This window comes from Sphingomonas sp. SP6 (assembly GCF_058313435.1).
Genome location: NZ_JBZFLG010000002.1, coordinates 715,450 through 738,596, shown reverse-complemented (window position 1 = coordinate 738,596; position 23,147 = coordinate 715,450). Strand labels below are relative to the sequence as shown.

At 69.0% G+C, this 23,147-nt stretch carries 23 protein-coding genes; 15 read left to right on the top strand and 8 right to left on the bottom strand.

Annotation, left to right across the window (positions count from 1 at the left end):
• The first annotated feature begins 7 nt into the window (after positions 1 to 7).
• From AC4GYY_RS09330 to cysD, 4 genes are all read left to right on the top strand, one after another.
• On the top strand, positions 8 to 790 hold the full coding sequence (locus AC4GYY_RS09330; RefSeq protein WP_491119992.1) for an exodeoxyribonuclease III: 783 nt from the start codon (positions 8 to 10) through the stop codon (positions 788 to 790).
• Entirely contained in the window at positions 787 to 1,839 is a 1,053-nt protein-coding gene (gene ribA, locus AC4GYY_RS09325; protein WP_491119990.1) for a GTP cyclohydrolase II, read from the top strand. Before AC4GYY_RS09330 ends, ribA begins: the two co-directional genes overlap by 4 nt.
• A 67-nt stretch (positions 1,840 to 1,906) precedes the next feature.
• Positions 1,907 to 2,731, top strand: a complete 825-nt coding sequence (cysQ, locus tag AC4GYY_RS09320; RefSeq protein ID WP_491119989.1) for a 3'(2'),5'-bisphosphate nucleotidase CysQ — start codon at positions 1,907 to 1,909, stop codon at positions 2,729 to 2,731.
• 1 nt (position 2,732) lies between these two features.
• Positions 2,733 to 3,644, top strand: a complete 912-nt coding sequence (gene cysD, locus AC4GYY_RS09315; protein WP_491119988.1) for a sulfate adenylyltransferase subunit CysD — start codon at positions 2,733 to 2,735, stop codon at positions 3,642 to 3,644.
• A gap of 68 nt (positions 3,645 to 3,712) precedes the next feature.
• Here cysD and AC4GYY_RS09310 read toward each other — a convergent pair whose 3' ends face one another.
• Positions 3,713 to 4,132, bottom strand: coding sequence for a hypothetical protein (locus AC4GYY_RS09310; RefSeq protein ID WP_491119987.1), 420 nt, complete (start codon positions 4,130 to 4,132; stop codon positions 3,713 to 3,715).
• Between the two features lie 72 nt (positions 4,133 to 4,204).
• On the opposite strand from AC4GYY_RS09310, the gene cysN reads away from it, so the two are divergent.
• Complete coding sequence (gene cysN / locus AC4GYY_RS09305) at positions 4,205 to 6,154, top strand: sulfate adenylyltransferase subunit CysN (RefSeq protein WP_491119986.1); 1,950 nt, start codon at positions 4,205 to 4,207, stop codon at positions 6,152 to 6,154.
• A gap of 7 nt (positions 6,155 to 6,161) precedes the next feature.
• Here the strand turns inward: cysN and AC4GYY_RS09300 are convergent, their stop codons facing one another.
• Entirely contained in the window at positions 6,162 to 6,578 is a 417-nt protein-coding gene (locus tag AC4GYY_RS09300) for a DUF1810 domain-containing protein (protein WP_491119985.1), read from the bottom strand.
• 41 nt (positions 6,579 to 6,619) lie between these two features.
• Between AC4GYY_RS09300 and AC4GYY_RS09295 the strand changes: the two genes are divergently transcribed.
• Positions 6,620 to 7,273, top strand: coding sequence for a YbhB/YbcL family Raf kinase inhibitor-like protein (locus AC4GYY_RS09295; protein ID WP_491119984.1), 654 nt, complete (start codon positions 6,620 to 6,622; stop codon positions 7,271 to 7,273).
• Positions 7,274 to 7,349: 76 nt separating this feature from the next.
• Here AC4GYY_RS09295 and AC4GYY_RS09290 read toward each other — a convergent pair whose 3' ends face one another.
• From AC4GYY_RS09290 to AC4GYY_RS09280, 3 genes are all read right to left on the bottom strand, one after another.
• Complete coding sequence (locus AC4GYY_RS09290; RefSeq protein WP_491119983.1) at positions 7,350 to 7,583, bottom strand: hypothetical protein; 234 nt, start codon at positions 7,581 to 7,583, stop codon at positions 7,350 to 7,352.
• 36 nt (positions 7,584 to 7,619) lie between these two features.
• Positions 7,620 to 8,633: a GGDEF domain-containing protein gene (locus AC4GYY_RS09285; RefSeq protein ID WP_491119982.1), complete on the bottom strand. Its 1,014-nt coding sequence runs from the start codon at positions 8,631 to 8,633 to the stop codon at positions 7,620 to 7,622.
• 97 nt (positions 8,634 to 8,730) lie between these two features.
• On the bottom strand, positions 8,731 to 9,270 hold the full coding sequence (locus AC4GYY_RS09280) for a peroxiredoxin (RefSeq protein ID WP_491119981.1): 540 nt from the start codon (positions 9,268 to 9,270) through the stop codon (positions 8,731 to 8,733).
• Positions 9,271 to 9,321: 51 nt separating this feature from the next.
• On the opposite strand from AC4GYY_RS09280, the gene AC4GYY_RS09275 reads away from it, so the two are divergent.
• Positions 9,322 to 10,119 (top strand): inositol monophosphatase family protein, encoded by a 798-nt coding sequence (locus AC4GYY_RS09275; protein ID WP_491119980.1) that lies wholly within the window; start codon positions 9,322 to 9,324, stop codon positions 10,117 to 10,119.
• Positions 10,120 to 10,153: 34 nt separating this feature from the next.
• Here AC4GYY_RS09275 and AC4GYY_RS09270 read toward each other — a convergent pair whose 3' ends face one another.
• A complete protein-coding gene (locus AC4GYY_RS09270; protein ID WP_491119979.1) occupies positions 10,154 to 12,277 on the bottom strand; it encodes an AsmA family protein in 2,124 nt (707 codons plus the stop codon).
• Positions 12,278 to 12,428: 151 nt separating this feature from the next.
• Between AC4GYY_RS09270 and rpmI the strand changes: the two genes are divergently transcribed.
• The 8 genes from rpmI (at position 12,429) to AC4GYY_RS09230 (ending at position 20,788) form a co-directional block, all read left to right on the top strand.
• Positions 12,429 to 12,632, top strand: a complete 204-nt coding sequence (gene rpmI / locus AC4GYY_RS09265) for a 50S ribosomal protein L35 (RefSeq protein WP_491119978.1) — start codon at positions 12,429 to 12,431, stop codon at positions 12,630 to 12,632.
• Between the two features lie 14 nt (positions 12,633 to 12,646).
• Positions 12,647 to 13,036: a 50S ribosomal protein L20 gene (rplT, locus tag AC4GYY_RS09260; protein ID WP_491119977.1), complete on the top strand. Its 390-nt coding sequence runs from the start codon at positions 12,647 to 12,649 to the stop codon at positions 13,034 to 13,036.
• Positions 13,037 to 13,121: 85 nt separating this feature from the next.
• Positions 13,122 to 14,216 carry a phenylalanine--tRNA ligase subunit alpha gene (gene pheS, locus AC4GYY_RS09255; protein WP_491119976.1) on the top strand — a complete coding sequence of 365 codons (1,095 nt, stop codon included), beginning with the start codon at positions 13,122 to 13,124 and terminating at the stop codon, positions 14,214 to 14,216.
• Entirely contained in the window at positions 14,213 to 16,639 is a 2,427-nt protein-coding gene (gene pheT, locus AC4GYY_RS09250) for a phenylalanine--tRNA ligase subunit beta (protein WP_491119975.1), read from the top strand. Before pheS ends, pheT begins: the two co-directional genes overlap by 4 nt.
• On the top strand, positions 16,639 to 17,061 hold the full coding sequence (locus tag AC4GYY_RS09245; protein WP_491119974.1) for a hypothetical protein: 423 nt from the start codon (positions 16,639 to 16,641) through the stop codon (positions 17,059 to 17,061). The genes pheT and AC4GYY_RS09245 overlap by 1 nt, the downstream gene beginning before the upstream one ends.
• A gap of 5 nt (positions 17,062 to 17,066) precedes the next feature.
• Entirely contained in the window at positions 17,067 to 17,948 is an 882-nt protein-coding gene (locus AC4GYY_RS09240; protein WP_491119973.1) for an aldose 1-epimerase family protein, read from the top strand.
• Positions 17,949 to 18,018: 70 nt separating this feature from the next.
• Entirely contained in the window at positions 18,019 to 19,206 is a 1,188-nt protein-coding gene (locus AC4GYY_RS09235) for an MFS transporter (RefSeq protein WP_491119972.1), read from the top strand.
• A 19-nt stretch (positions 19,207 to 19,225) separates the two neighbouring features.
• Positions 19,226 to 20,788, top strand: coding sequence for a peptide chain release factor 3 (locus AC4GYY_RS09230; RefSeq protein ID WP_491119971.1), 1,563 nt, complete (start codon positions 19,226 to 19,228; stop codon positions 20,786 to 20,788).
• A gap of 27 nt (positions 20,789 to 20,815) precedes the next feature.
• Here AC4GYY_RS09230 and AC4GYY_RS09225 read toward each other — a convergent pair whose 3' ends face one another.
• Complete coding sequence (locus AC4GYY_RS09225; RefSeq protein WP_491119970.1) at positions 20,816 to 21,016, bottom strand: hypothetical protein; 201 nt, start codon at positions 21,014 to 21,016, stop codon at positions 20,816 to 20,818.
• A 59-nt stretch (positions 21,017 to 21,075) separates the two neighbouring features.
• The gene (locus tag AC4GYY_RS09220) at positions 21,076 to 23,136 is read right to left on the bottom strand and encodes a prolyl oligopeptidase family serine peptidase (RefSeq protein WP_491119969.1); all 2,061 of its coding nucleotides are present in this window, start codon (positions 23,134 to 23,136) and stop codon (positions 21,076 to 21,078) included.
• Between the last annotated feature and the right edge of the window lie 11 nt (positions 23,137 to 23,147).

Here is a 23,147-nt window from a genome sequence, read left to right as displayed (position 1 = left end):
CGCCGCTGTGAAGATCGTCTCCTGGAACATCAACTCGGTCCGCTTCCGGATCGACATCGTCGAGCGTTTCCTCCGCGAGGTCGCGCCCGACGTCCTGTGCCTGCAGGAAACCAAGGTGATCGACGCGGACTTCCCGGCGGATGCGTTCCGGCGGCTCGGCTATCCGCACGTCATCTTGCATGGCCAGCGCATGCATCACGGCGTCGCCATCGTCAGCCGCGTGCCCGTCGTCGAGGACGACCGGCTGGATTGGCAGGCGAACCGGGAGGCGCGGCATGTGGGCGTGCGGCTGCCGAACGGGGTTCGGCTGGAGAACGTCTATGTGCCGGCGGGCGGCGACGTGCCAGATCGCAACGTCAATCCCAAGTTCGGGCAGAAGCTCGACTTCGTCGAGCGGATGACGCGCTGGTCGGAACGGCTCGATGGGCCGACGATCCTGACCGGCGACTTCAACATCGCGCCGCTGCCGAGCGACGTATGGAGCCACAAGGCGCTGCTCGGCGTGGTCAGCCACACGCCGGTCGAGGTCGCAGCACTGGACGCGCTGCAGGCGTCCGGCGGCTGGATCGACCTGGGTCGGCGCTTTCATCCCGCCCCGGCGCGGCTCCATACCTGGTGGAGCTATCGCTCGCCCGACTGGACGGTCAACGATCGCGGTCGGCGGCTCGACCATATGTGGGCGCGCGGCGAGGTCGTGAATGCGGCGACCGCACACAGGGTGTTCGAGGATTGCCGCAACTGGCTCAAACCTTCCGATCACGTGCCGATCATGACCGAGTTCGCCCTGTGAGTGCGCGCGATGCCGCCCGCGCGGTGGACGCGCTGCGTCGCGGGTGGCCGATTGCGGTTCGGGCGGACGGCGAGGAGCCGCTCGTCCTGCTCGCGATTGAAACCGCCGATGAGGCGCGACTGCGCGACTTCGGCCCGGCATGGCACGTGCTGATCTCCGCCGGGCGCGCCGAGACGCTCAAGCTGATCAACCAGATTGAGGCGGCGGTCCCGGACCGGCCGGTGCTGGTCGAGCGGGCGCCGTGGTTCGATATGGCGCTGGCGACCGCGCTCGCCGATCCGCAACGTGATCTGGCGACGCCGATGAAGGGGCCGTTCCGCACGCTGGCGAACGCACAGCCCGTCGCGACCGCGGCAGCGCTGCGGCTGGCGCGGATCGCGGGGCTGCTACCCGCCTTCTTTACTGGCGGCTGCGATCCCGAGGTGACAATCACGCCCGCCGACATCGACGCGCACGAAGACGCCGCGCGGCTGTCGCTGGCGGTGCGCGCGCGGCTGCCGGTGGCGGGCGCGGAGGACGCCGAGATCATCGCCTTTCGCTCCCCCGAGGCGGCGGACGAGCATGTCGCGCTGCTGATCGGCGCGCCCGACGGGCGGCCGCCGCTGGTGCGGCTGCACAGCGAGTGCCTGACCGGCGACGTGCTCGGCAGCCTCAAATGCGATTGCGGGCCGCAGCTCCATGCCGCGATCCACCGGATCGAGGAGGCGGGGTGGGGAATCCTGCTGTACCTCCGGCAGGAAGGCCGCGGGATCGGTCTGGTCAACAAGCTGCGGGCCTACGCTCTTCAGGATCAGGGGTTCGATACGGTCGACGCGAACACGCGGCTGGGCTTTGCGGTCGACGCGCGAGATTTCCGGGTCGCCGCGAGGATGCTGGAACTGCTCGGCCAAGGCGAAGTGCGGCTGCTCACCAACAATCCGGCGAAGGTCGCCGGGCTGGAAGGGGCAGGGGTGAGCGTGATCGAGCGCGTACCGCACCACCTGCCGTCCAATCCGTATAACGAGCGCTATCTGGCCACCAAGCGGGACCGCACCGGCCACCAGTTGTAGCGCCTCAATCTCGACATCATGCGCCGCACCATCTAACGCGGGGCCAAACGCGAGACGGGGACCGAGGTTGGCCGAGGACATGGTGACGGCGCTGCTCGACGCGGCGCACGAGGCGGGTAAGGTGGTGATGCGCCATCGTGCGGCTGGCGTGAGCGCCGAGATGAAGGCCGACAAGTCGGTCGTCACCGCCGCCGATCGCGAAGCCGAGGCGGTGATCCTCGAAGTGCTTGCACGGGTCGCCCCAGGCGTGCCGGTGGTCGCGGAGGAGGAATCCTCCGCGGGGCGTCAGCCGGTGGTCGCCGAGCGCTTTTTTCTGGTCGATCCGCTCGACGGCACCAAGGAGTTCCTGTCGGGCGGCGAGGATTTCACGGTCAACATCGCGCTGATTGAGAACGGCGATCCGATCCTGGGGATCGTCTATGCGCCCGCCGAGGGGACGATCTGGTGGGGCGAGGCAATCGGCGCCTTTCGCGCATCCTGGCCGGTCGACGGCGAGAAGGGCGAATATGAGAAGATCGGCTGCGTCGGCTGCGGTGAAAACCCCCGGGCGGTTGCGTCGAAGAGCCATGCCACCCCCGAGACCGAGACGTACCTCCAGCATTGCGGCGCGGGGGAGCGGGTCTCGATCGGATCGAGCCTGAAGTTCCTGCTCGTCGCGAACGGCGATGCCGACCTTTATCCGCGGGCCGGTCCGACGATGGAATGGGATACCGCCGCAGGCGACGCGGTGCTGCGCGCGGCAGGCGGCATGACCTACGACCTTGACGGCAATCCTCTCGTCTACGGCAAGCCGCATTACTTCAATCCCGGCTTTGTGGTCACCGGCGGGCAGCCGAGCCCGGCGCTGCGCCCCTTCTACCCCAACCACCAGACCCAGCCCGGAGCACGCTGACATGGCGCGGACCCTGACCCATCTCGAACGGCTCGAAGCCGAGTCGATCCAGATCATGCGCGAGGTCGTGTCTGAATCCGAAAAGCCGGTGATGCTCTATTCGGTGGGCAAGGATTCGGCGGTGATGCTGCACCTGGCGAAGAAGGCCTTCTATCCCTCGCCACCGCCGTTTCCGCTGCTCCACGTCGACACGACATGGAAGTTCAAGGACATGTACGCGCTGCGCGAGAAGGCGGCGCGCGAGGCGGGGATGGAGCTTCTGGTCTATCAGAATCCGGAGGCCAAGGAGCGTGGGATCAATCCCTTCGATCACGGTCCTTTGCACACCGACATGTGGAAGACCGAGGGTCTGAAGCAGGCGCTCGACAAATACGGGTTCGACGCGGCGTTCGGCGGCGCCCGGCGCGACGAGGAGAAGAGCCGCGCGAAGGAGCGCGTCTTCTCGTTCCGCTCGGCCAACCATCGTTGGGATCCCAAGAACCAGCGACCCGAGCTGTGGCACCTCTACAATGCGAGGAAGGCCAAGGGCGAGTCGATCCGCGTCTTTCCGATCTCCAACTGGACCGAACTCGACATCTGGCAGTATATCCAGATCGAGAACATCGAGATCGTGCCGCTCTACTTCGCAGCGAAGCGGCCCACCTATGTATGGGACGGCCAGTTGTTCATGGCCGATGATCTCGACCGGATCGAGTCGGTGCTTGGCCACCGCCCGGTGACGGTGGAGCGGTCCGTTCGATTCCGGACCCTCGGCTGCTTTCCCCTGAGCGGGGCCGTCGAGAGCGAGGCGGCGACGCTCAGCGAAGTGATTCAGGAGATGCTGCTCACCACGACGTCGGAGCGGCAGGGTCGCGTGATCGATCACGACCAGGCAGCGTCGATGGAGAAAAAGAAGCAGGAAGGCTACTTTTAAACGGCCGCATTCCTCGCGACCCGGTCAAGCCGAGCACGGCGGCGGGTCACCCCGCCGCCGCTGCCCTATTAGTCCTCTGACGACGACTCACCAGCGCCGGCCTTGGCGCCTCGCTTCGCGATGCGCTTCGCCTTGGCGGATGCAGCCTCGTTGACGGAGAACGAAATCCCGTCCTTCGCCAACGCCTTGATCAGCTTGCGTGCGTCACCCGTGAACTTGGTCTTATTCTCGCTCATGCGCGCCCTCTTCTCCTCGGGCGTGCCGTCTTCCAGCCGCGAGAGCGCCTTGGCGAGAACGCGGGTTGCCTGGCGCTGCGCCTCTTGTTCGGGGGTCTTCGCAGGCTTGCCTTCGGATGCGGTCGCTTCGGTATCGGTCAATGGTCGTCTCCTTCTGTGCACGGGCCGGCGCCGTTCAGCGCGACCCGACATCTCCCGATTCGCGCCATGCCGCGCGAACGGTCGCTCGGATAGCAGAAAATGGACGTCCATGCCGCTGCGCTTGCGCCGGAGGGGCAGTTTCGCCTAACCGCGAACGCGATATCTCCGAGCGGGGCCGTGTAAATGAGCGAAGTCGAGAGCGGCCCGGAAATGGCCGCCGAGCACGAGGCGGACGCCGTCTACAAGACCGATGCGCTGATCGCCGAGGACATCGACGCCTACCTCGAACAGCATCAGCATAAGACGCTTCTGCGCTTCATCACCTGCGGCTCGGTCGACGACGGCAAATCGACGCTGATCGGGCGATTGCTCTACGATTCGAAGATGATCTTCGAGGACCAGTTGGCGACACTCGAATCCGATTCGCGGCGCATGGGAACCCAGGGCCAGGAGATCGACTTCGCGCTGCTGGTCGACGGTCTCGCCGCCGAGCGCGAGCAGGGGATCACGATCGACGTCGCCTATCGCTTCTTCGCGACCGAAAAGCGCAAGTTCATCGTCGCCGATACGCCCGGGCACGAGCAATACACCCGCAACATGGTGACGGGCGCCTCGACCGCCGACCTGGCGGTGATCCTGATCGACGCGCGCAAGGGAATCCTGACCCAGACGCGGCGGCACAGCTATCTGGCGCAGCTGATCGGCATCCGGAACATCGTGCTGGCGGTCAACAAGATGGACCTCGTCGGCTACGACCAGGCGACCTACGACACGATCGTGGCCGATTACCGGGTGTTCGCGGAGTCGATCGGGATTGCCGCCTTCACGCCGATGCCGATTTCGGGGTTCAAGGGCGACAACATCATCGCGCTATCCGAGAACACGCCATGGTACGCGGGGCCGACGCTGATCGGGCATCTGGAGACGGTCGAGGTCGATCAGGTCTCCGATCAGGCGAAGCCGTTCCGGATGCCTGTGCAGTGGGTCAACCGCCCAAATCTGGACTTTCGCGGATTTTCCGGCTTCGTCTCGGCGGGCAGCGTCAAGCCGGGGGACAAGGTGCGGATCCTGCCCTCGGGCAAGACTACCAACGTCGCCAAGGTGGTGACGCACGGCGGCGAGCTTGACGAGGCGGTCGCGGGTCAGTCGGTGACGCTGACGCTCGCCGACGAGGTCGATTGCTCGCGGGGCGACGTGATCGCGGCCGCGGGCGATCCGCCTGAGGCCGCCGACCAGTTCGAGGCGACGATCGTCTGGATGGCGGACGAGGAGATGCTGCCGGGCCGCGCCTACTGGATGAAGCTCGGCACCCAGATGGTGTCGGCGACCGTCCAGCAGCCGAAGTATCAGGTCAACGTCAACACGATGGAGCATCTGGCGGCGAAGACGCTGGAGCTGAACGCGATCGGCGTCGCGAACATCACCACCGACCGCAACGTGGTGTTCGAATCGTACGAGAAGGATCGCGACCTCGGCGGCTTCATCCTGATCGACAAACTGACCAACGCCACGGTCGCGGCGGGGATGATCCACTTCTCGCTCCGCCGGGCGCAGAACGTCCATTGGCAGGCGACCGACATCGGCCGCGAGAAGCACGCCGACCTCAAGAACCAGAAGGCGGCGGTGCTGTGGTTCACCGGCCTGTCGGGAGCGGGCAAGTCGACGATCGCCAACATCGTCGAGCGCAAATTGGCGCGGATGAACCGCCACACCTTCCTGCTCGACGGCGACAACGTCCGTCACGGGCTGAACAAGGACTTGGGCTTCACCGACGCCGATCGGGTCGAGAACATCCGCCGGGTGGGCGAGGTCGCCAGGCTGATGACCGACGCCGGGCTGATCGTGATCACCGCATTCATCTCGCCGTTCAGGAGCGAGCGCGAGATGGTGCGGCAGATGATGGCGCCGGGCGAGTTCTTCGAGATCCACGTCGACACACCGCTGCGGGTCGCGGAGCAGCGGGACGTCAAGGGCCTCTACGCCAAGGCACGCGCGGGTGAGCTCAAGAACTTCACCGGCATCGACTCGCCGTACGAGGCACCGAACAATCCGGAGATGGTGATCGACACCACCGCGCTCAGCCCCGAGGACGCGGCGGAGCAGGTGATCGCCCGGCTGCTGGGCGAGGCCTGACCCGCCGTCAGCCGGCGCCGAGCAGCCGGATTGTGTGGGGATCGCGTTCGCCACCGAAGAAGCGCGCGAGCCCGCGTTCGAACGGCGCGGGATCGTCGGCGATCGCGGCGAACAGGGTCAGTGATGAGCGGAGCTTGATCGCGTCGATCCCGCCGAAGATGTCTTCGGCAGAGCCCGGTGCCGAGGTCGCGGCGTCGGTGACTTCGATCAAGCGCGTGCCGAGAAGCGGGTGGGCGAGATAGGCGCGCGCCTCCGCCGCATCGCGAATCGCGTAATGCCGTGCCGTGTGGGATCGGCCGAGGCCGGCGATCTGAGGAAAGATGTACCACATCCAGTGGGTCGTCTTGCGCCCGCGCCGCACTTCGGCGAGCGCGTAGTCGTAACTTTGGTCCTGGGCGGTGACGAAGCGATCGAGCGGGTCCATGGCTGACGCAACCGTGCGGATGGGCCGCGCGTTCCCGCGACATGCTCGAACATGTTCCCAGTTGGCTCGGTCATGCGCTCCGCGGGATACGCGCGGGATCCGACAAGCTTGCGGTCGCCCAGCCCGGACTGGGCAGCTTCGCCGCGCTCGACCTGACCAGCCCGGCGTTCGCGGACCGGGCGCGGCTGCCCGAAAGGTTCACCGCCGATGGCGACGGGGTGTCGCCGCCGCTGACCTGGGGCCAAGCGCCCGAGGGGGCGATGATGCTGGCGCTGATCGTCGAGGACGCCGACGCGCCGACGCCGCAGCCGTTGGTCCACGGCTTGGTCTGGGGGCTCCCGGCCGATGCGGCGCGGCTCGCCGAAGGCGCGCTGCGCGCCGACGGCGTGGGGTCCGAGACCGGGGGCGATGTCGGGCGGAATTCGTTCTTCGCGGAAGGCTGGCTGCCGCCCGATCCGCCGACCGGGCATGGCGAGCACCGCTATGTCTTCCAGCTGTTCGCGCTGGGTGCGGGGTGCAGCGATCCGGGGCGGACGCCCGGGCGCGGCGCATTGATCTCCGCGATGGCGGGGCATGTGCTGGCGGCGGGCGTGCTCACCGGCACCTATTCGCGCGGCGAGGCCGCCGGGGCGGGGACCGCCGTGGCAGGAGTGAGGGCCGCGGCTCAGACCAGGCTGGCCGCGGCATTGACGTAGAGGACGAAGGCGGTCGTGGCGAAGGCGGCGAACGCCAGGGACAAGGGACGCATGCGCTGTCTCCAGAACAGGGTCATCACGCGACCGGCAGGACAGGAACCGCAGCGCTGAGCATCACGGCGCCGAAGACCATCGCGCCGACCAGGCTGACGACCTGAGCGCTGAACTTGTTGAACGAGACCGACATTTGAACTTCCTTTCGCTTGCCGTCCGAACCATTCGGGCGGGATGCGAAAGGCATTGCACCTGCCATGCCAAACAACGATTGCATGAATTTCCAATGACTTAGCGAAAGCGCGGAAATCGCCATAGCGTTAACCGCCGATGAGCATGGTGGCGGACGCCATCAATCGGCGAGCTGCACACGGTTCCGTCCGTTGGCCTTCGCCAGATAGAGCGATGCGTCGGCGCGGGCGAGCGCGGCATCCAGCCGCTCGCCCGGCGAGACCTTCGCCAGACCGGCGGAAAAGGTGATCGTGCCGAGCAGAGCGTCGGTGTCGCGCAGCCGGAAGCGCTTGCCTGCGACACGGCGTCGCGCGGCCTCGATCACCCCGACCGGATCGTCGGCGGAAAGGAGCACGACGAACTCCTCGCCGCCGTAGCGGGCGGTGACGCACCCCTCGCACTCCTCGGCGATCGTGAGTCCCAGGGCGCGCAGCACACGGTCGCCGATGGCATGGCCGAACATGTCGTTGATGGCCTTGAACCGGTCGACGTCGCAGATCGCGATGGCGGCGGGCTCCTCCGGCATCCGACCCGCGAACGCCTCCTCGAACGCGCGGCGATTGGCAAGGCCGGTCAACGGATCGCGTCGCGCGTCGCCGCGCGCCTGCTCCAGCTCCCCGCGCAACGCTTCGGCCTCGCAGGTCGCCGTCTCCAGCCGGACCTCCGCTTCGCGGATCCGGTCGATCATCGCGGCGGTGAGCGCGGTCACCTCGTCGATCGCGCGCAGGCGCGAGCGGAGTTCGATCGTGGCGGCCAGGTCCTCCCCGAAGCCGCGGGTCTCGTCGCGGATGTCGCGGACGGTGCGGGTGAAGCCTTCGACCTGGCTGCGGGTGCGCTCGACCAGGGCCTCGGCGCGGTCTCCCGCCGGCTCTGGCATCGTCGGTGCCGCCACCGGCGCGCCGCGCGCGGGCTCGCCGCCGAGCCGCTCAAGATCGTCGGCGGTCAGGCGGAAGCCGCCTTCTTCGATCCGCGCGACCTCGAGCGCGAGCGCACCGCCCGGATCGTTCACTACCGAGAAGGCGAAGGCGTAATTGGCGGGATGCGCGCCGAGCGCGTGACGGGCGAGGAAGGCGCCGACGACCGCGAACACGTCGCGCGACTCCGGCATCTCCGCTATCTCAGGGACTGCGGCCATGGCTTGCATTCGTCGCGTCACCCCACCCGATCGTTACGGGGGCAGATAACGCCGATTGACTAAAAAGCCGTCACTAGGGTGGGGCCGCTTCGCCCGATCACGCCTTCGTCCGACGCACCGCCGCTAGGGTGAGGGTGACGTGCCCGGCCGGCGCCGGATCGTCGTGGACGAAGGCGACGCGGCCGTTGCGCCCGATCACGTAGCTGATCCGGCTGGAGACGGTGCGGCCTTTCACCGGCTGCGACAGCGTCGCCTTGTAGCGCGCGATCAACTCGGGCGGGGCGCTCGCCACCGCGAACTTGCCCGCGCACTCGCTCGCGGAGAAGCGCTTGAGGTCGTCCACGTTGTCCGCCGACATCCCGAGCACGGTCGCGCCGGCCTTCCTGAACTCGCCGATCTGTTCGGCGAACGCATGCGCCTCGGCGTTGCAGCCGCCGGTGAAGGCGGCCGGGAAGAAGTAGAGGACGACGGGGCCGCGGTGGAGGAGCGCCTTGAGACGGACCGTGACGGGCTTGCCCGCGACCGCACCCTGAACCGTGAAGTCGGGCGCGACCTCGCCGGGCGACAGCGCGGCGAGCGCAGGGGCGGCGGCGAGTACGGCGGCGAGCGCGAACGGGAAGGCGGCGGCGAGGCGCATGGTCAATCTCCGGCGTGGCAATCGAAATAAGAATCGAGTTAGGACAGGCGGATGCCCGCCCGTCAATCCGACATCGACTTCGCCCACCGCCTCGCAGATGCCGCCGGGGCGGCGATCCTGCCCTACTTCCGCCGTGACGCCGGCGTCGAGCTCAAGGCCGACAAGTCGCCGGTCACGCTCGCCGACCGGGCGGCCGAGGCGACGATGCGCCGGCTGATCGAGGCCGAGCGATCGGGCGACGGCATCCTGGGCGAGGAATATGGCGAGAAACGCGGAATCTCGGGCCGGCGCTGGGTGCTCGATCCGATCGACGGGACGCGCAGCTTCACCGCCGGTCGCGCCATCTTCGGCACGCTGATCGCGCTGGTCGAGGACGGCTGGCCGGTGCTGGGGGTGATCGACCAGCCGGTCCAGCGCGAGCGCTGGGTGGGCGCGGCCGGACTGCCGACGACCTTCAACGGCGATCCCGCGCGGACCCGCGCCTGCGCCGAGCTGGAGGGGGCGATCGTCGCGACGACGAGCCCGCACCTGTTCGACGACGGCGACGTGCCGCACTTCATGGCGCTGGTGGCGGCGACCAGCGGCGGCTTCCCGCGGCAGGGGCCGGTCTATGGCGGCGACTGCTACAATTACGGGCTGCTCGCGAGCGGGTACCTGGATGTCGTGTGCGAGAGCGGGCTCCAGTTCTACGACTTCGCCGCGCTGGTGCCGATCGTCGAGGGCGCGGGCGGGCGGATGTGCGATTGGAACGGCGACCCGTTGACCGCGGATAGCGCGGGCCATGTGCTGGCGATCGGCGACCCGGCACGCACGGACGAGGTGCTGGAGGCGTTGCGCGCGACGGCGTGAGCGACCAGCTGGGCGTCGCTCGTCGCCGCCCCGGTCAGAAGATCCCCAGGAACTTCTTCTTCTTGCCCCCGGCTTTGCCGTCCTCGCCGGTCGCCGTGGTGCCATGGCCGACATCGTCGCGCGGCTGGCCCTTGGTGGTGCGCTGCGCGCTTGCAGAGGCGCCGGCGAGCACCGGGCCGCACGCCGCCGACTTGGCGTCGCCCACATCGACGAAGGCGAGCAGCGCCGCGGGCGGCGTGGCCACGAGCGCGAGGCCGAGGGCGGCGCCGGCGCGGCCGATCAGCGCCTGGCTGATCACCTGGATCCCCGGCTTGGCGAACGAGCCCTTCAGGCCGACGGGGGACTGACCCGAGAAGAGGCTGAAGCGCTTGGCGTCGGCGCGGAAGGCGAGATCGAGCGCCTCGTCCCGGAAGCTGAACCCGCCCCGGCCGAGGATCACGTTCTTTTTCGTGTCGATCAGGATCGGATCAGCGGCGGCGATGCCGTTTCGGACGGTGAAAGCGACCAGCCCGCAGTTGATCGCCACCGGCTCCTTCAGCTGACGTTCGAACATCTTCTGGACGAAGGTGCCGATGTCCAGTTCCGACAATTGGACGTTGCGGGTCCAGAAGGCGCCGGTCGGCAGGACGAACGCGATCCGGCCGCTGGCGCCGGCGAGCGAATCGTGGATCGTGTCGCCGCGGCCGGCAAGCTGGATGCGTCCCTTGACCAAACCCGTCGTCCCCGCTTCGGCGACTCCATAGCCGGCGAGCAGCTTGCCCAGCGGAGTCGGCGACAGGCGGATGTCGTACCGGTCGGCGGCCGGGCGCTGGCGGGTGTCGAACACCACGTCCGACGCGACGTTGCCGCGCGCCATCGCGAACGTCAGCGGGGAGAGCGCAAGGCGGCCGTGATCGAGATCGAGCGTCAGGTTCACGTTCGAGATCGGGACGTTCCGGGACCGGACCGTCGCGATCGTCCATTTCAGCTTGGCGTCGAACCGCTGCATCGTCGCGACCGGCAGCGCCGCGTCGGGCAGTACCCGGCTCGGCCCGGCGCCTGTCGCCGCGGCGGCGGCGAGCGCACCCTTGGCGGCGACGATGTCCGGATTGTAGCCGATGAACGGCGCGGCATCGACGATGTCGAGCTTGCGCGTGGCCAGTTCCGAATCGAGGACGATCCGGTCGCCGGTCGTTACCGTCAGCCGCCCCGCCAGGTCGCTGTCGCCGAACGTGCCGGCCATGCGGGTGAACCGGTACTCGCCGTCTTCCTGCACCAGCCGCGCCTTGAGCGCATAGGTGCGGGTGTTCGGGATGACGACGCCGATGATGTCGAGCAGCTCGGCCATGTTGCGGCCGCGCGCGCGGGTCTGGAGCGGAACGCCCTCGACCTCGGCGATCGAGGGCAGGTCGCCGGCGACGTCGATGACGTTCCTTCCCGCCCAGGCGCGCATCGTCAGCTTGTTGTGGCCGCGGTTGGCGGTCGCGTCGGGAGAGAGCAGCTGCGCGGTGAGGCGGAACGGCGTCTGCCGGATCCGGCCGGTCCCGATCACGCCGACCGCGCGGCCGATCCGTGCATCGGTGGAGCGGATGTCGGCGACCGTGAGATCGGCGAGCAATTGCAGCCGGGGATCGACGAAGCGGACCGTGGTGCCGCGCATCGTCGCCACGTCGATGCGGGGAAATTCGAGCCGCTTGCCGCCCTTCCTCTTGGAAAAGGTCCAGGTGTTCTCGGTATGCGCGCGGTTCCATTCGAGATCGACCGCGCCGTTCGCGAGATCGAGCCAGTACAGCCGGCGCTTGCCGAAGAGCAGCGAGAGCGGTGCGATGCGGGTGTCGATCCGGTCGGCGCGGAACAGGTACGGTTTGCCCGCCCAGGCGGGGTTGGCGATCGTGATCCGTTCGGCGACGAACTTGATCCGGAACGGCGCGAAATAGAGCTGGAAGTCGCCGCCGACCTTGACCGCGCGGTGGGTCTGCGCGGCAACGAACCGCTCGAACGGTTGGCGGAGGAAGCGGCCCTTGGTGATGTAGAGGACCAGCCAGATCAGCACGGGGATGGCGAGGATCGCAATCGCCGTGTTGCGGATGATCCGGCGGCGACGCGCACGGCGGGCCTCCTCGGGCGGGAGCTCGTCGGACGACGCGGATCGCTCGATACGCTGAGTGGCCGTGTCCATGGCGGGCCAATCGCATGGACGCGGCCGATGGTTGCATTTGCTGCGGCACCTCGCTAAGCGCCCCGCTTCTCACGAGTGGGGTGATACGAACGGCCCGGCCATCCAGGGCTGCCGCGGCCGTTCCAGTCCCGCTCAGATCGAAAGGACCAAAATGCCCAAGCTCAAGACCAAGAGCGGCGTCAAGAAGCGCTTCAAGCTCACCGCCACGGGGCTGTTGAAGCACGGCGTCGCCGGCAAGCGCCACCGCCTGATCAGCCACAATTCCAAGTACATCCGCCAGAACCGCGGCACCAAGGTGCTGTCGAAGGCCGACACCTCGACGGTGAAGGCCTGGGCGCCGTACGGCCTGAAGTAAGGAGCGCGTAAGAGATGGCACGAGTCAAACGCGGCGTCACCACGCGCGCCAAGCACAAGAACATCCTGGAACAGGCCAAGGGCTACCGGGGTCGTCGCAAGAACACCATCCGCGTCGCGCGGCAGGCGGTCGAGAAAGCCGGCCAGTACGCCTATCGCGACCGCAAGGTGAAGAAGCGGACCTTCCGCGGCCTGTGGATCCAGCGCATCAACGCCGGCGTCCGCGCCGAGGGTCTGACCTATTCGCAGTTCATGCACGGGCTGAAGCTCGCCGGGGTCGAACTCGACCGGAAGGTCCTGGCCGACATCGCGATGCACGAGGGCGAGGCGTTTACCGCGATCATCGCGCAGGCGAAGCATGCCCTCAGCAATGTCGAAGGGGCGGCGCTGCCCCAGGCCGCCTGAGCGGCTTGCCTGCAACGGTTCGAGGGGCGTCGGTGGCTAGGCCACCGGCGCCCTTTTCGTTATCGCGCACCCGCGAAGGATGGACATGACCGAGATCGAAGACCTGAAGACCCATCTCGTCACCGCGATCGAGGCCTGTGTCGGGCTCGATGCGCTGGAGGCGTGCCGCGTCGAGGCGTTGGGGAAGCAGGGGCGGGTGACGCAGCTGCTCAAGACGTTGGGCGCGATGTCGCCCGAGGAGCGGTTGGCGAAGGGGCCCGCGATCCAGGGGCTGCGCGAAGCGGTGGCGGGGGCGATCGCGTCGCGCAAGCAGCACCTCGAGGGGCTGGCGCTGGAGGCGAAGCTGGCGGGCGAACGGGTCGACATGACGCTCCCGGTCGATCTTCCGGCGGCGGGAACGATCCATCCGGTCAGCCAGGTGATGGACGAGCTGGCGGAGATCTTCGCCGACCTGGGCTTCGCGGTCGCTTCGGGTCCGGAGATCGAGGACGACTGGCACAATTTCGGCGCGCTCAACATCCCCGACACGCATCCGGCGCGGGCGATGCAGGACACCTTCTATCTGGCGGGTGAGCACGAGCCGCCGATGGTGCTCAGGACCCACACCTCGCCGGTACAGATCCGGACGATGGTGGAGGTGGCGCGTCGCAACGGCACGGTCGACGACGGCGTCCGCATCATCGCGCCGGGCCGCGTCTATCGCAGCGACTGGGATGCGACGCACACGCCGATGTTCCATCAGGTCGAGGGGCTGGTGCTCGGGCGCGGGATCACGCTCGGGCATCTCAAATGGACGCTGGAGACGTTCCTCGCCGCCTTCTTCGAGCGCGACGACGTCGTGCTGCGGCTGCGCCCGAGCTATTTCCCCTTCACTGAACCCTCGGCTGAGGTCGATGTCGGTTACACGCTGGTCAAGGGCAAAAGGGTGATCGGCGGGTCCGAAGGCTGGATGGAGGTGCTGGGCAGCGGGATGGTCCACCGCAAGGTGATCGCCGCCGCGGGACTCGACCCGGACGTGTGGCAAGGTTTCGCGTTCGGCTGCGGGATCGATCGGCTGGCGATGCTCAAATACGGGATCGACGATCTGCGCCCGATGTTCGAGGCCGATCTGCGCTGGCTGAAGCATTACGGCTTCTCGGCGCTCGACGTGCCCACGCTCAGCGGGGGAGTGGGGGCATGAAGTTCACCCTGTCGTGGCTCAAGGAGCATCTGGCGACCGAGGCGACGCTGAGCGACATCGTCGATGCGCTGACGCGGATCGGCCTGGAGGTCGAGGGCGTCGACGATCCGGGCGCGGCGCTGGCCGACTTCCGCATCGGGCGCGTGCTGACCGCGGAGCGGCATCCGCAGGCGGACAAGCTGCAGGTGCTGTCGGTCGACACCGGCGACGGCCCGCCGCTGCAGGTGGTGTGCGGCGCGCCCAACGCGCACGCCGGGCTGGTCGGGGTGCTCGGGCTACCGGGGGCGACGGTTCCGGCGAACGGGATGGTTCTCAAGGTCTCGGCGATCCGCGGGGTCGAATCGAACGGCATGATGTGCTCGTCGCGCGAGCTGGGGCTGGGCGAGGAGCATGACGGCATCATCGAACTGCCCGCCGACGCGCCGGTCGGGACGCCGTATCCCGACTATGCCGGGCTGACCGATCCGGTGATCGACGTCAGCATCACGCCCAACCGGCAGGACTGCATGGGGGTGCGCGGGATCGCGCGCGACCTCGCGGCGGCGGGGCTGGGGACGCTCAGGCCGCTGACGGCGGTGTACCGCATCGAATCGCTCGATCCAGTTGCCGGCGAGGGCGACGCGCCCGAGGTCCGCACCGATGACGTCGAGGGCTGTCCGGCGTTCTACGCGCAAACGGTGCGCGGCGTGACGAACGGCGCGGCGCCGGAATGGATGACGCGGCGGCTGCGCGTGATCGGGCAGAAGCCGATCTCCACCTTGGTCGACATCACCAACTTCGTGTCGGTCGATCTGGGCCGGCCGCTCCACGTCTACGATCTCGCCAAGCTTTCCGGTCCGCTGGTCGCGCGCAAGGCGAAGGCGGGCGAGGAGGTACTCGCGCTCAACGGCAAGACCTATGCGCTGACCGAGGCGATGACGGTGATCGCCGACGACGCCGCGGTCCACGACATCGGCGGGATCATGGGCGGCGAGCATTCGGGGGTGTCGGAGACGACCACCGACGTGCTGATCGAATGCGCCTATTTCGATCCCGACCATATCGCGCGGACGGGCCAGGCGCTCCAGCTGACGAGCGACGCGCGCCAGCGGTTCGAGCGCGGGGTCGATCCGGCGTTCCTCGACGAGGGGCTCGCGATCGCGACGCGGCTGGTGACCGGGCATTGCGGGGGCACGCCCTCCCCGGTGACCCGCGCCGGATCGCCGCCGCTCGACAAGCGCATCGTCCGCTACGATCCGCACCTCTGCGACACGCTCGGCGGGCTGCATGTCGCGCCCGAGCGGCAGGCGCGGATTCTGCTGTCGCTCGGCTTCACGCTCGGCGCGATCGACCATGCCGATGCGTATAGCGACGCGCTGATGGCGACGATCGAAGGCGCGTGGCCGGTGACGGTGCCGAGCTGGCGACTCGATATCGACGGGCCGGCCGATCTGGTCGAGGAGGTGATCCGCATCGAGGGGATCGACAAGGTCGCCTCGGTCCCGCTGCCGCGCCTGCCCGGGGTGGCGAAGCCGACCGCGACCCCCGAGCAGAAGCTCGAACGCCGCGTCCGCCGCGCCGCCGCCGCTCGCGGGCTGGACGAGGCGGTGACGTGGAGCTTCCTCCCCGAAGCCCAGGTCGCGGCGTTCGGCGGCGGGGCGTGGACGCTGGCCAACCCGATCAGCGAGGAGCTGAAGGTGATGCGGCCGTCGCTGCTGCCGGGGCTGCTCGCGGCGGCGTCGCGTAACGCGAAGCACGGCGCGCAAGGGCTGCGACTGTTCGAAGTCGGGCGGCGCTATCTGGCGGACAAGGAGCGCGCGACGCTCGGCATCGTGCTGGCGGGCGAGCGGAGCCCGCGCGGCTGGCGCGGCGGCAAGGCGCAGCCGTTCGACGCCTTCGATGCGAAGGCCGAGGCGCTGGCGCTGCTCGCGGCGGCGGGCGCGCCGGTCGAGAATCTGCAGGTGATGGGAGAAGCGGGCGACGCCTGGCATCCGGGCCAGTCGGGGACGCTGCGGCTGGGGCCGAAGACGGTGCTGGCGGCGTTCGGCATCGTCCACCCCTCGGTCGCCAAGGCGTTCGACCTGTCGGGCACGGTCGCCGCGGTCGAGCTGTATCTCGATGCGATCCCCGCCAAGCGTGGGACCGGCTTCGCCCGCGCGCCCTATGCCCCGGCGGCGCTGCAAGTCGTGCGGCGCGACTTCGCCTTCCTGGTTCCCGCCGAGCTGACCGCAGAGGCGCTGACCCGCGCGGTCAAGGGCGCGGACAAGGCGGCGATCGTCGCCGCGCGCGTCTTCGACCTTTTCGAGAAGGACGGCGAGCGTTCGATGGCGCTGGAGGTCGTGCTGCAACCCGGCGAGACCGCGTTCGTCGACGCCGAACTCAAGGCGATCGCCGACAAGGTCGTCGCGGCGGCGGCGAAGCTGGGGGCGAGCCTGCGCGGGTGATGGGGGTGATCGATCGCTTCCTTCCCGGGCTCGATGCGCTGCTGGAGGAGCCGCGCGACACCGAGATGGTGACGATCGCGCTGCCGGGCGATTTCGACCCGCACGAGCGGCATTACCGGTTCACCATGCACATCGACGCCGAGCTGCGGTTCGCGCGGCTCGGCAGCGCTGGCGGCGGGAGCGCGATCTCGGCGCTAGACGACGATGACGAGTGGCGCACCGCCTTCTCGCTGATCGACGCCGACACGACCGATCTCGACCGAGGGCGCGCGCTGATGCGCCGGGAGCTTGCCGAACTCGGTGCGCCGCCGGGGACGCTGATCCAGTATTTGGAGGAGGAGGATCGGTGGGACGGCGCGCGCTGGCACCTGGCGGAGGACCGGTCGTTCGACGAAGATCTGCTGGATGGCATGGATGAGTGACGGTGATGAGTGAGCTGATCACGATCACCTCGGGCGCGCTGACCGCGGCGATCGATCCGCTGGGGGCAGAGCTGAAGTCGCTGAAGGACGGCGAGCGGCGCGAGCTGATGACGTCCGCCGATCCGTCGCACTGGAGCGGGCACGCGCCGATCCTGTTCCCGATCGTCGGGCGGCTGAACGGCGACGTCCTGCGGGTCGATGGGCGCGACTATCCGATGAAGCAGCACGGCTTCGCGCGGCGGTCGACGTTCGATGTGATCGAGACGGCGGCGGACCGCGCGGTGTTCCGGCTGACCGACTCGGACGAGACGCGGGCGATGTACCCGTTCGCGTTCTGGCTCGACGTGGCCTTCACGGTAAACGGCGCGACGCTGGCGATCGACGTGGCGATCGCCAATCCCGGCCCAGGCTCGGCAGGGGTGCCGCTGCCCGCGAGCTTCGGCTTTCACCCGGCGTTCGCCTGGCCGCTGCCCTATGGCGCAGCGCGCGAGGATCACCGGATCGTGTTCGAGGGGGACGAGCCTGAGCCGATCAAGCGGCTGGAGGGTGGGCTGATCGCCGCCGACCGCGCGTCGCCGCTCGACGGGCGAACGCTGGCGCTGGCGGATGCGTTGTTCGCCGACGATGCGCTGATCTGGTTCGGTCCGGAGTCGCAGCGCGTGAGCTATGGCGTCGAAGGCAAGCCGCGGCTCGAGATCGCCTTTCCCGACACGCCGTTCCTCGGCATCTGGTCGCAGCCGGGGGCGGGGTTCGTCTGCGTCGAGCCGTGGCACGGCCATGCCGATCCGATGGGTTTCACCGGCGAGTTCCGCGACAAGCCGGGCGTGTTCGAAGTTGCCCCGGGTGGCGAGACGCGGATCGGGATGAGCGTCACGCTGCTTCCCTGACCATCGCGCGCAATTGCCGTTGCGCGGCGCGCATTTGACGCTGCGGTGCAGCAACACCACTTGCCGATGGATGCAACCCAAAGCCACGCCCGTCGCGCTCGTCCATCTTGCGCTAGCCGTCGGCGGGTTCGCGATCGGGACGACCGAATTCGCGACGATGAGCCTGCTGCCGTTCTTCGCCCACGACCTTGATATCGACGCGACCACCGCCGGCCATGCGATCAGCGCCTATGCGTTGGGCGTGGTGGTCGGCGCGCCGACGCTGGCGGTGCTCGGTGCGCGGATGTCGCGGCGGACTTTGCTGATCGCGCTGATGACCTTGTTCGCGATCGGCAACGCACTGTCGGCGCTCGCGGGAAGTTACGCGCAGATGCTGGCGTTCCGCTTCGTCGCCGGGCTGCCGCACGGCGCCTATTTCGGCATCGCGATGCTGGTCGCGGCCGATCTGGTGCCGCAGGACCGGCGTGCGCGCGCGGTGGCGCGGGTGTTCCTGGGGCTCACGATCGCGACGATCGTCGGCGTGCCGCTCGCCAATGCGCTGGGGCAGGCGGTCGGCTGGCGCTGGGTGTTCGCGCTGGTCGCCGGGCTCGCGCTGTCGACCGCGCTGCTGGTGTGGCGGCTCGCGCCCGCGGATCGTCCCGACGCCGAGGCGAGCCCGCTCCGCGAACTCCGCGCGCTGACGCGGCCGCAGGTGTGGCTGACCCTGGCGGTCGGCGCGATCGGGTTCGGCGGGCTGTTCGCGGTCTATACTTACCTCGCCGACACGATGCTGGCGGTGACGAAGGTGTCGCCGGCGGCGATCCCGCTTGCGCTCGCGGCGTTCGGCATCGGGATGACGGGGGCAAACCTGATCGTCCCGCGCTTGGCCGACCGCGCGCTGCTGCCGACCGCAGCCGGAGTGCTGGTCTGGTCGGTCGCGGCGCTGCTGCTGTGGCCGATCGCGGCGACCCATCTCTGGTCGGTCTGCCTGGGGATGGTCGCGATCGGCGTCGGCGGCGCGCTCGGGACGGTGCTCCAGACCCGGCTGATGGACGTGGCGGGCGACGCGCAGGCGCTGGCGGCGGCGCTCAACCATTCGGCGTTCAACACCGCCAATGCGCTCGGGCCGTGGCTGGGCGGGATGGCGATCGCAGGCGGCTTCGGCTGGACCTCGACCGGCTGGGTCGGCGCGCTGCTGGCGATGGGCGGGCTGGCGGTGCTGGGCGTCTCGGCGGCGGTGGAGCAGACGGACGGCGCGCGGTCTCGCGCGATGGCGTGAGAGCCGCTAGGGGGCCGCGATGACATCCTCTCGTCGCACCTTCGCGATCATCTCCCATCCCGACGCCGGCAAGACCACGCTGACCGAGAAGCTGCTGCTGTTCGGCGGCGCGATCCATCTGGCGGGCGAGGTCAAGGCGCGCGGGGCGACGCGGCGCGCGCGGTCGGACTGGATGAAGATCGAGCAGCAGCGCGGCATCTCGGTCACGTCGTCGGTGATGACGTTCGAGCGGGACGGCATCACGTTCAACCTGCTCGACACGCCGGGGCACGAGGATTTCAGCGAGGACACGTACCGCACGCTGACCGCGGTCGATTCAGCGGTGATGGTGATCGACGCCGCCAAGGGCATCGAGCCGCAGACGCGCAAGCTGTTCGAGGTCTGCCGCCTGCGCAACGTCCCCATCATCACCTTCGTCAACAAGGTGGATCGCGAGGGACGCCCGCCCTTCGAGCTGCTCGACGAGGTCGCCGAGATGCTTCAGCTCGACGTCTGCCCGATGAGCTGGCCGGTCGGCATGGGGGGCGAGTTCGAGGGGGTGTACGATCTGTATGCCAACACGCTCAGCCGCCCGGAGGGGGAGAGCCGCGAGTTTCTCGGCAAGGCGCTGCCGTTCGTCGGCCTCAACGATCCGGCGCTCGCCGCGACGCTGTCGCCGATCGGGGTCGAGCGGCTCGTCGAGGAGGCCGAGCTCGCTCAGGGCGGCTATGCGGCGTTCGATGCCGAATCCTACCGGGCCGGCAACCTGACACCGGTCTATTTCGGCTCGGCGCTGAAGGAGTTCGGAGTCGCGGAGCTGATCGCCGCGCTCGCCGACTACGCCCCGTCGCCGCGGGCGCAGCCCGCCGAGCCCGCGCCCGTCTCACCGGACAATCCCGAGGTCACCGGCTTCGTGTTCAAGGTCCAGGCGAACATGGACCCCAATCACCGCGACCGGATCGCCTTCATGCGGCTGTGCTCGGGGACCTTCAAGCGCGGCATGAAGCTGACGCCGAGCGGATCGGGCAAGCCGATGGCGGTGCATTCGCCGATCCTGTTCTTCGCGCAGAACCGCGAAGTGGCGGACGAGGCGTTCCCGGGCGACATCATCGGCATCCCCAACCACGGCACGCTCCGGGTCGGCGACACGCTGTCCGAGCGGGCGGACGTGCGCTTCACCGGCCTGCCGAACTTCGCGCCCGAGATCCTGCGCCGGGTCCAGCTCAAGGACCCGACCAAGACCAAGCAGCTGCGCAAGGCGCTCGACGACATGGCCGAGGAAGGGGTGACCCAGGTCTTCTATCCCGAGATCGGATCGAACTGGATCATCGGCGTGGTCGGCCAGCTCCAGCTCGACGTGCTGCTGTCGCGGCTCGATGCCGAGTATAAGGTGGCGGCGGGGCTGGAGCCGGCGCCGTTCGACACCGCCCGATGGCTCGCGGGCGATGCGGCGGACGTGAAGGACTTCATGGACCTCAACCGCTCGGCGATGGCGAAGGATCGCGACGGCAACCCGGTGTTCCTGGCGAAATCGGCGTGGGAGATCGGTTATGTCGCGGACCGCTACCCCAAGGTGCGGTTCCTGGCGACGCGAGAGCGGTGAACCCCCGCCGTCGCCCGGGCGACGGGCTCAGCGCAGCTGCTCGACACCCCAGGTGACGAGGATCTGCACGCCGGTCAGGCCGAGCTTCACCACGGCCTGCGGGCCGGGCGACGCGGCGGCGGGCGCGTCGGTGTCGATGCTCACGCCGAACGACGGGCGGTGCGAGGTCGCGGCGACGAGCGCGAGCACCCCGAGCCCGAGCGCGAACCTGCGGCGACGATAGTCCATCGGAAACACTCCCTCAGATCGCCGGTATAGCAGCGACGCGGCTCGAACCCAAGCGGCGCTCAGTTCGCCGGTGTCGCCGCCGCGCCGGGCTGCGCGCGGTACTTGTCGAACCATGCCAGGATCGCCGAGGCCTTGGCCGCCGCCTGCGACGGGCGCGCGGCGATCCCGCCGTGGCTCGCGCCCGGCACCTTCACCAGCGCCGTCGGCACGCCGCGGATCTGGAGCGCGGCATAATATTGCTCGCTCTCGCTGACCGGGGTGCGATAGTCGTTGGCCCCGACCACGACGAGCGTCGGCGTCTTGACGTTGCCGACGAGGCTCAGCGGCGAGCGATTCCAATAGCTCATCGGGTCCTCCCACGGCAGGCGGCTGAACCAATAGCGCGAGGTGAACATCGTCGCGTCCATCGTCAGCGCCTCGCTGATCCAGTTGATCACCGGCTTCTGCGTCGCCGCCGCCTTGAAGCGATCGGTCTTGCCGACGATCCAGGCGGTGAGGACGCCGCCGCCCGAGCCGCCGGTGACGAACAGGTTGTTCGGGTCCGCCGTCCCGTCCGCGACCGCGGCGTCGACCGCGGCCATCAGGTCGTCATAGTCCTGGCTCGGATAATTTTTATCGATCAGGTTGGCGAACTCCGCGCCGTAGGAGGTCGAGCCACGCGGGTTGGTCCAGAGCACCGCATAGCCGTGCGCGGCATAGAGCTGCATGTCGGTCGCGAAGCTAGGCCCATAGGCGCTGTTGGGGCCGCCGTGGATCTCGAGGATCAGTGGCACGCGCTGGCCCGGCGCGCGGCTCGGCGGGGTGGCGAGCCAGGCGTCGATGCTCCGCCCGTCGGGGGCCTTGACGGCGAGCTTGCGGATCGGCGCCAGCGCCTTGGCGGCCAGATACGTGCCGTTCAGGTCGGTCAGCCGCCGCGGCTTGCCGCCTGCGAGCACGAACACGTCGGCGGGCGCAGAGCCGTCGCCGCCGGTGTAGGCGACCACCCCGCCCTTCGAGACGGTGAAGTCGCCGCCGGTATAGGGCCGGTCGAGCCCGCCGCCCTGGAGGTTGTCGGCGAGGACCGAGACGCTGCCGTCGACGCCGACGCGGGCGAGCTTGCGCTTCCCCGCATCGTCGTAGCTGGCGTAGAGCGCGCGGCCGTCGGCGGCCCATTCGGCGTCCTCGATCGAGCGGTCGAGCGTGGTGGTGAGCGAGCGTGGCGCGCTCGCGTCCCTGAGGCCGACATAGAGCTGGAGGTTCTCGTAGCTCCGGCGCTTGTCGTCGAAGCCGAGCCAGGCGACGTGGCTGCCGTCCGGCGAGACGCGCGCCCCCGCGTCCGGTCCGTCGCGGGTGGTGAGCTGGCTCATCGCCCCCGAACCGACGTCGACCGCGTAGAGATCGGTGTTCATCACCTGCCGCTCGGCGTCCGGGCCACGGATCGCGGCGAAGAGGATGCGCCCGTCCGGAGTCCACGACAGCGGGCCGCCGTCGTCGTAGCGGCCGAAGGTCAACTGCCGCGCCGCGCCGCCGTCCGCCGACACGACGAAGACATGGTCGTAGCCGGGCTTGACGTAGCCTGGGCCGTCGTTGCGGTAGGTAACGCGGTCGATCACCTCGAGCGGTTCCGCCCATTTCGCGCCTTCCGGTTTCGGCGGGGCGCTGCCGAGCCGCATCTCCTCGCCCGGCACGGTCGCGATCAGGGCGAGGCGGCGGCCGTCGGGCGACCAGGCGAGCGCATTGGTGTCGCCGGGGAGGTCGGTGATGCGCGCCACCGCGCCGGTGCCGATCCAGCGGACGAACAGCTGCGCGCGGTCGCCCTCGCCCGTGATGTACGCGACGCGGGTGCCGTCGGGCGACCAGCGCGGAGCGGCGCCGGAAGGGGCGAGCGGGGTCTGGCGGCCGCTGGCGACGTCGACGAGCCATAGCGACGAAGCGAGCCGGTCGCTCATGACGTCCCCCGCGCGGCGGACATAGACGATGGTGCGCCCGTCGGGGCTGATCTGCGGGTCGGACGCGATCGCGAGGCCGAACAGGTCGCTGCCGGTGAAGGCGGACGAGGGCGCGTCTGCCGGCTTGGTCTGTGCGACCGCAGGCGTGGCGAAGAGCAGGGCGGCGGTCAGGAGGACGGACGTGAGGCGCATCGGGGTGCTCC

Excerpts from the sequence above, each read along its gene's own strand:
- cysD (WP_491119988.1), top strand. The coding sequence starts at position 2,733 with ATGGCGCGGACCCTGACCCATCTCGAACGGCTCGAAGCCGAGTCGATC.
- AC4GYY_RS09310 (WP_491119987.1), bottom strand. The coding sequence starts at position 4,132 with ATGGACGTCCATTTTCTGCTATCCGAGCGACCGTTCGCGCGGCATGGC.
- cysN (WP_491119986.1), top strand. The coding sequence starts at position 4,205 with ATGAGCGAAGTCGAGAGCGGCCCGGAAATGGCCGCCGAGCACGAGGCG.
- AC4GYY_RS09300 (WP_491119985.1), bottom strand. The coding sequence starts at position 6,578 with ATGGACCCGCTCGATCGCTTCGTCACCGCCCAGGACCAAAGTTACGAC.
- AC4GYY_RS09295 (WP_491119984.1), top strand. The coding sequence starts at position 6,620 with ATGCTCGAACATGTTCCCAGTTGGCTCGGTCATGCGCTCCGCGGGATA.
- AC4GYY_RS09290 (WP_491119983.1), bottom strand. The coding sequence starts at position 7,583 with ATGGCGATTTCCGCGCTTTCGCTAAGTCATTGGAAATTCATGCAATCG.
- AC4GYY_RS09285 (WP_491119982.1), bottom strand. The coding sequence starts at position 8,633 with ATGGCCGCAGTCCCTGAGATAGCGGAGATGCCGGAGTCGCGCGACGTG.
- AC4GYY_RS09280 (WP_491119981.1), bottom strand. The coding sequence starts at position 9,270 with ATGCGCCTCGCCGCCGCCTTCCCGTTCGCGCTCGCCGCCGTACTCGCC.
- AC4GYY_RS09275 (WP_491119980.1), top strand. The coding sequence starts at position 9,322 with ATGCCCGCCCGTCAATCCGACATCGACTTCGCCCACCGCCTCGCAGAT.
- AC4GYY_RS09270 (WP_491119979.1), bottom strand. The coding sequence starts at position 12,277 with ATGGACACGGCCACTCAGCGTATCGAGCGATCCGCGTCGTCCGACGAG.
- rpmI (WP_491119978.1), top strand. The coding sequence starts at position 12,429 with ATGCCCAAGCTCAAGACCAAGAGCGGCGTCAAGAAGCGCTTCAAGCTC.
- rplT (WP_491119977.1), top strand. The coding sequence starts at position 12,647 with ATGGCACGAGTCAAACGCGGCGTCACCACGCGCGCCAAGCACAAGAAC.
- pheS (WP_491119976.1), top strand. The coding sequence starts at position 13,122 with ATGACCGAGATCGAAGACCTGAAGACCCATCTCGTCACCGCGATCGAG.
- pheT (WP_491119975.1), top strand. The coding sequence starts at position 14,213 with ATGAAGTTCACCCTGTCGTGGCTCAAGGAGCATCTGGCGACCGAGGCG.
- AC4GYY_RS09245 (WP_491119974.1), top strand. The coding sequence starts at position 16,639 with ATGGGGGTGATCGATCGCTTCCTTCCCGGGCTCGATGCGCTGCTGGAG.
- AC4GYY_RS09240 (WP_491119973.1), top strand. The coding sequence starts at position 17,067 with ATGAGTGAGCTGATCACGATCACCTCGGGCGCGCTGACCGCGGCGATC.
- AC4GYY_RS09235 (WP_491119972.1), top strand. The coding sequence starts at position 18,019 with ATGCAACCCAAAGCCACGCCCGTCGCGCTCGTCCATCTTGCGCTAGCC.
- AC4GYY_RS09230 (WP_491119971.1), top strand. The coding sequence starts at position 19,226 with ATGACATCCTCTCGTCGCACCTTCGCGATCATCTCCCATCCCGACGCC.
- AC4GYY_RS09225 (WP_491119970.1), bottom strand. The coding sequence starts at position 21,016 with ATGGACTATCGTCGCCGCAGGTTCGCGCTCGGGCTCGGGGTGCTCGCG.
- AC4GYY_RS09220 (WP_491119969.1), bottom strand. The coding sequence starts at position 23,136 with ATGCGCCTCACGTCCGTCCTCCTGACCGCCGCCCTGCTCTTCGCCACG.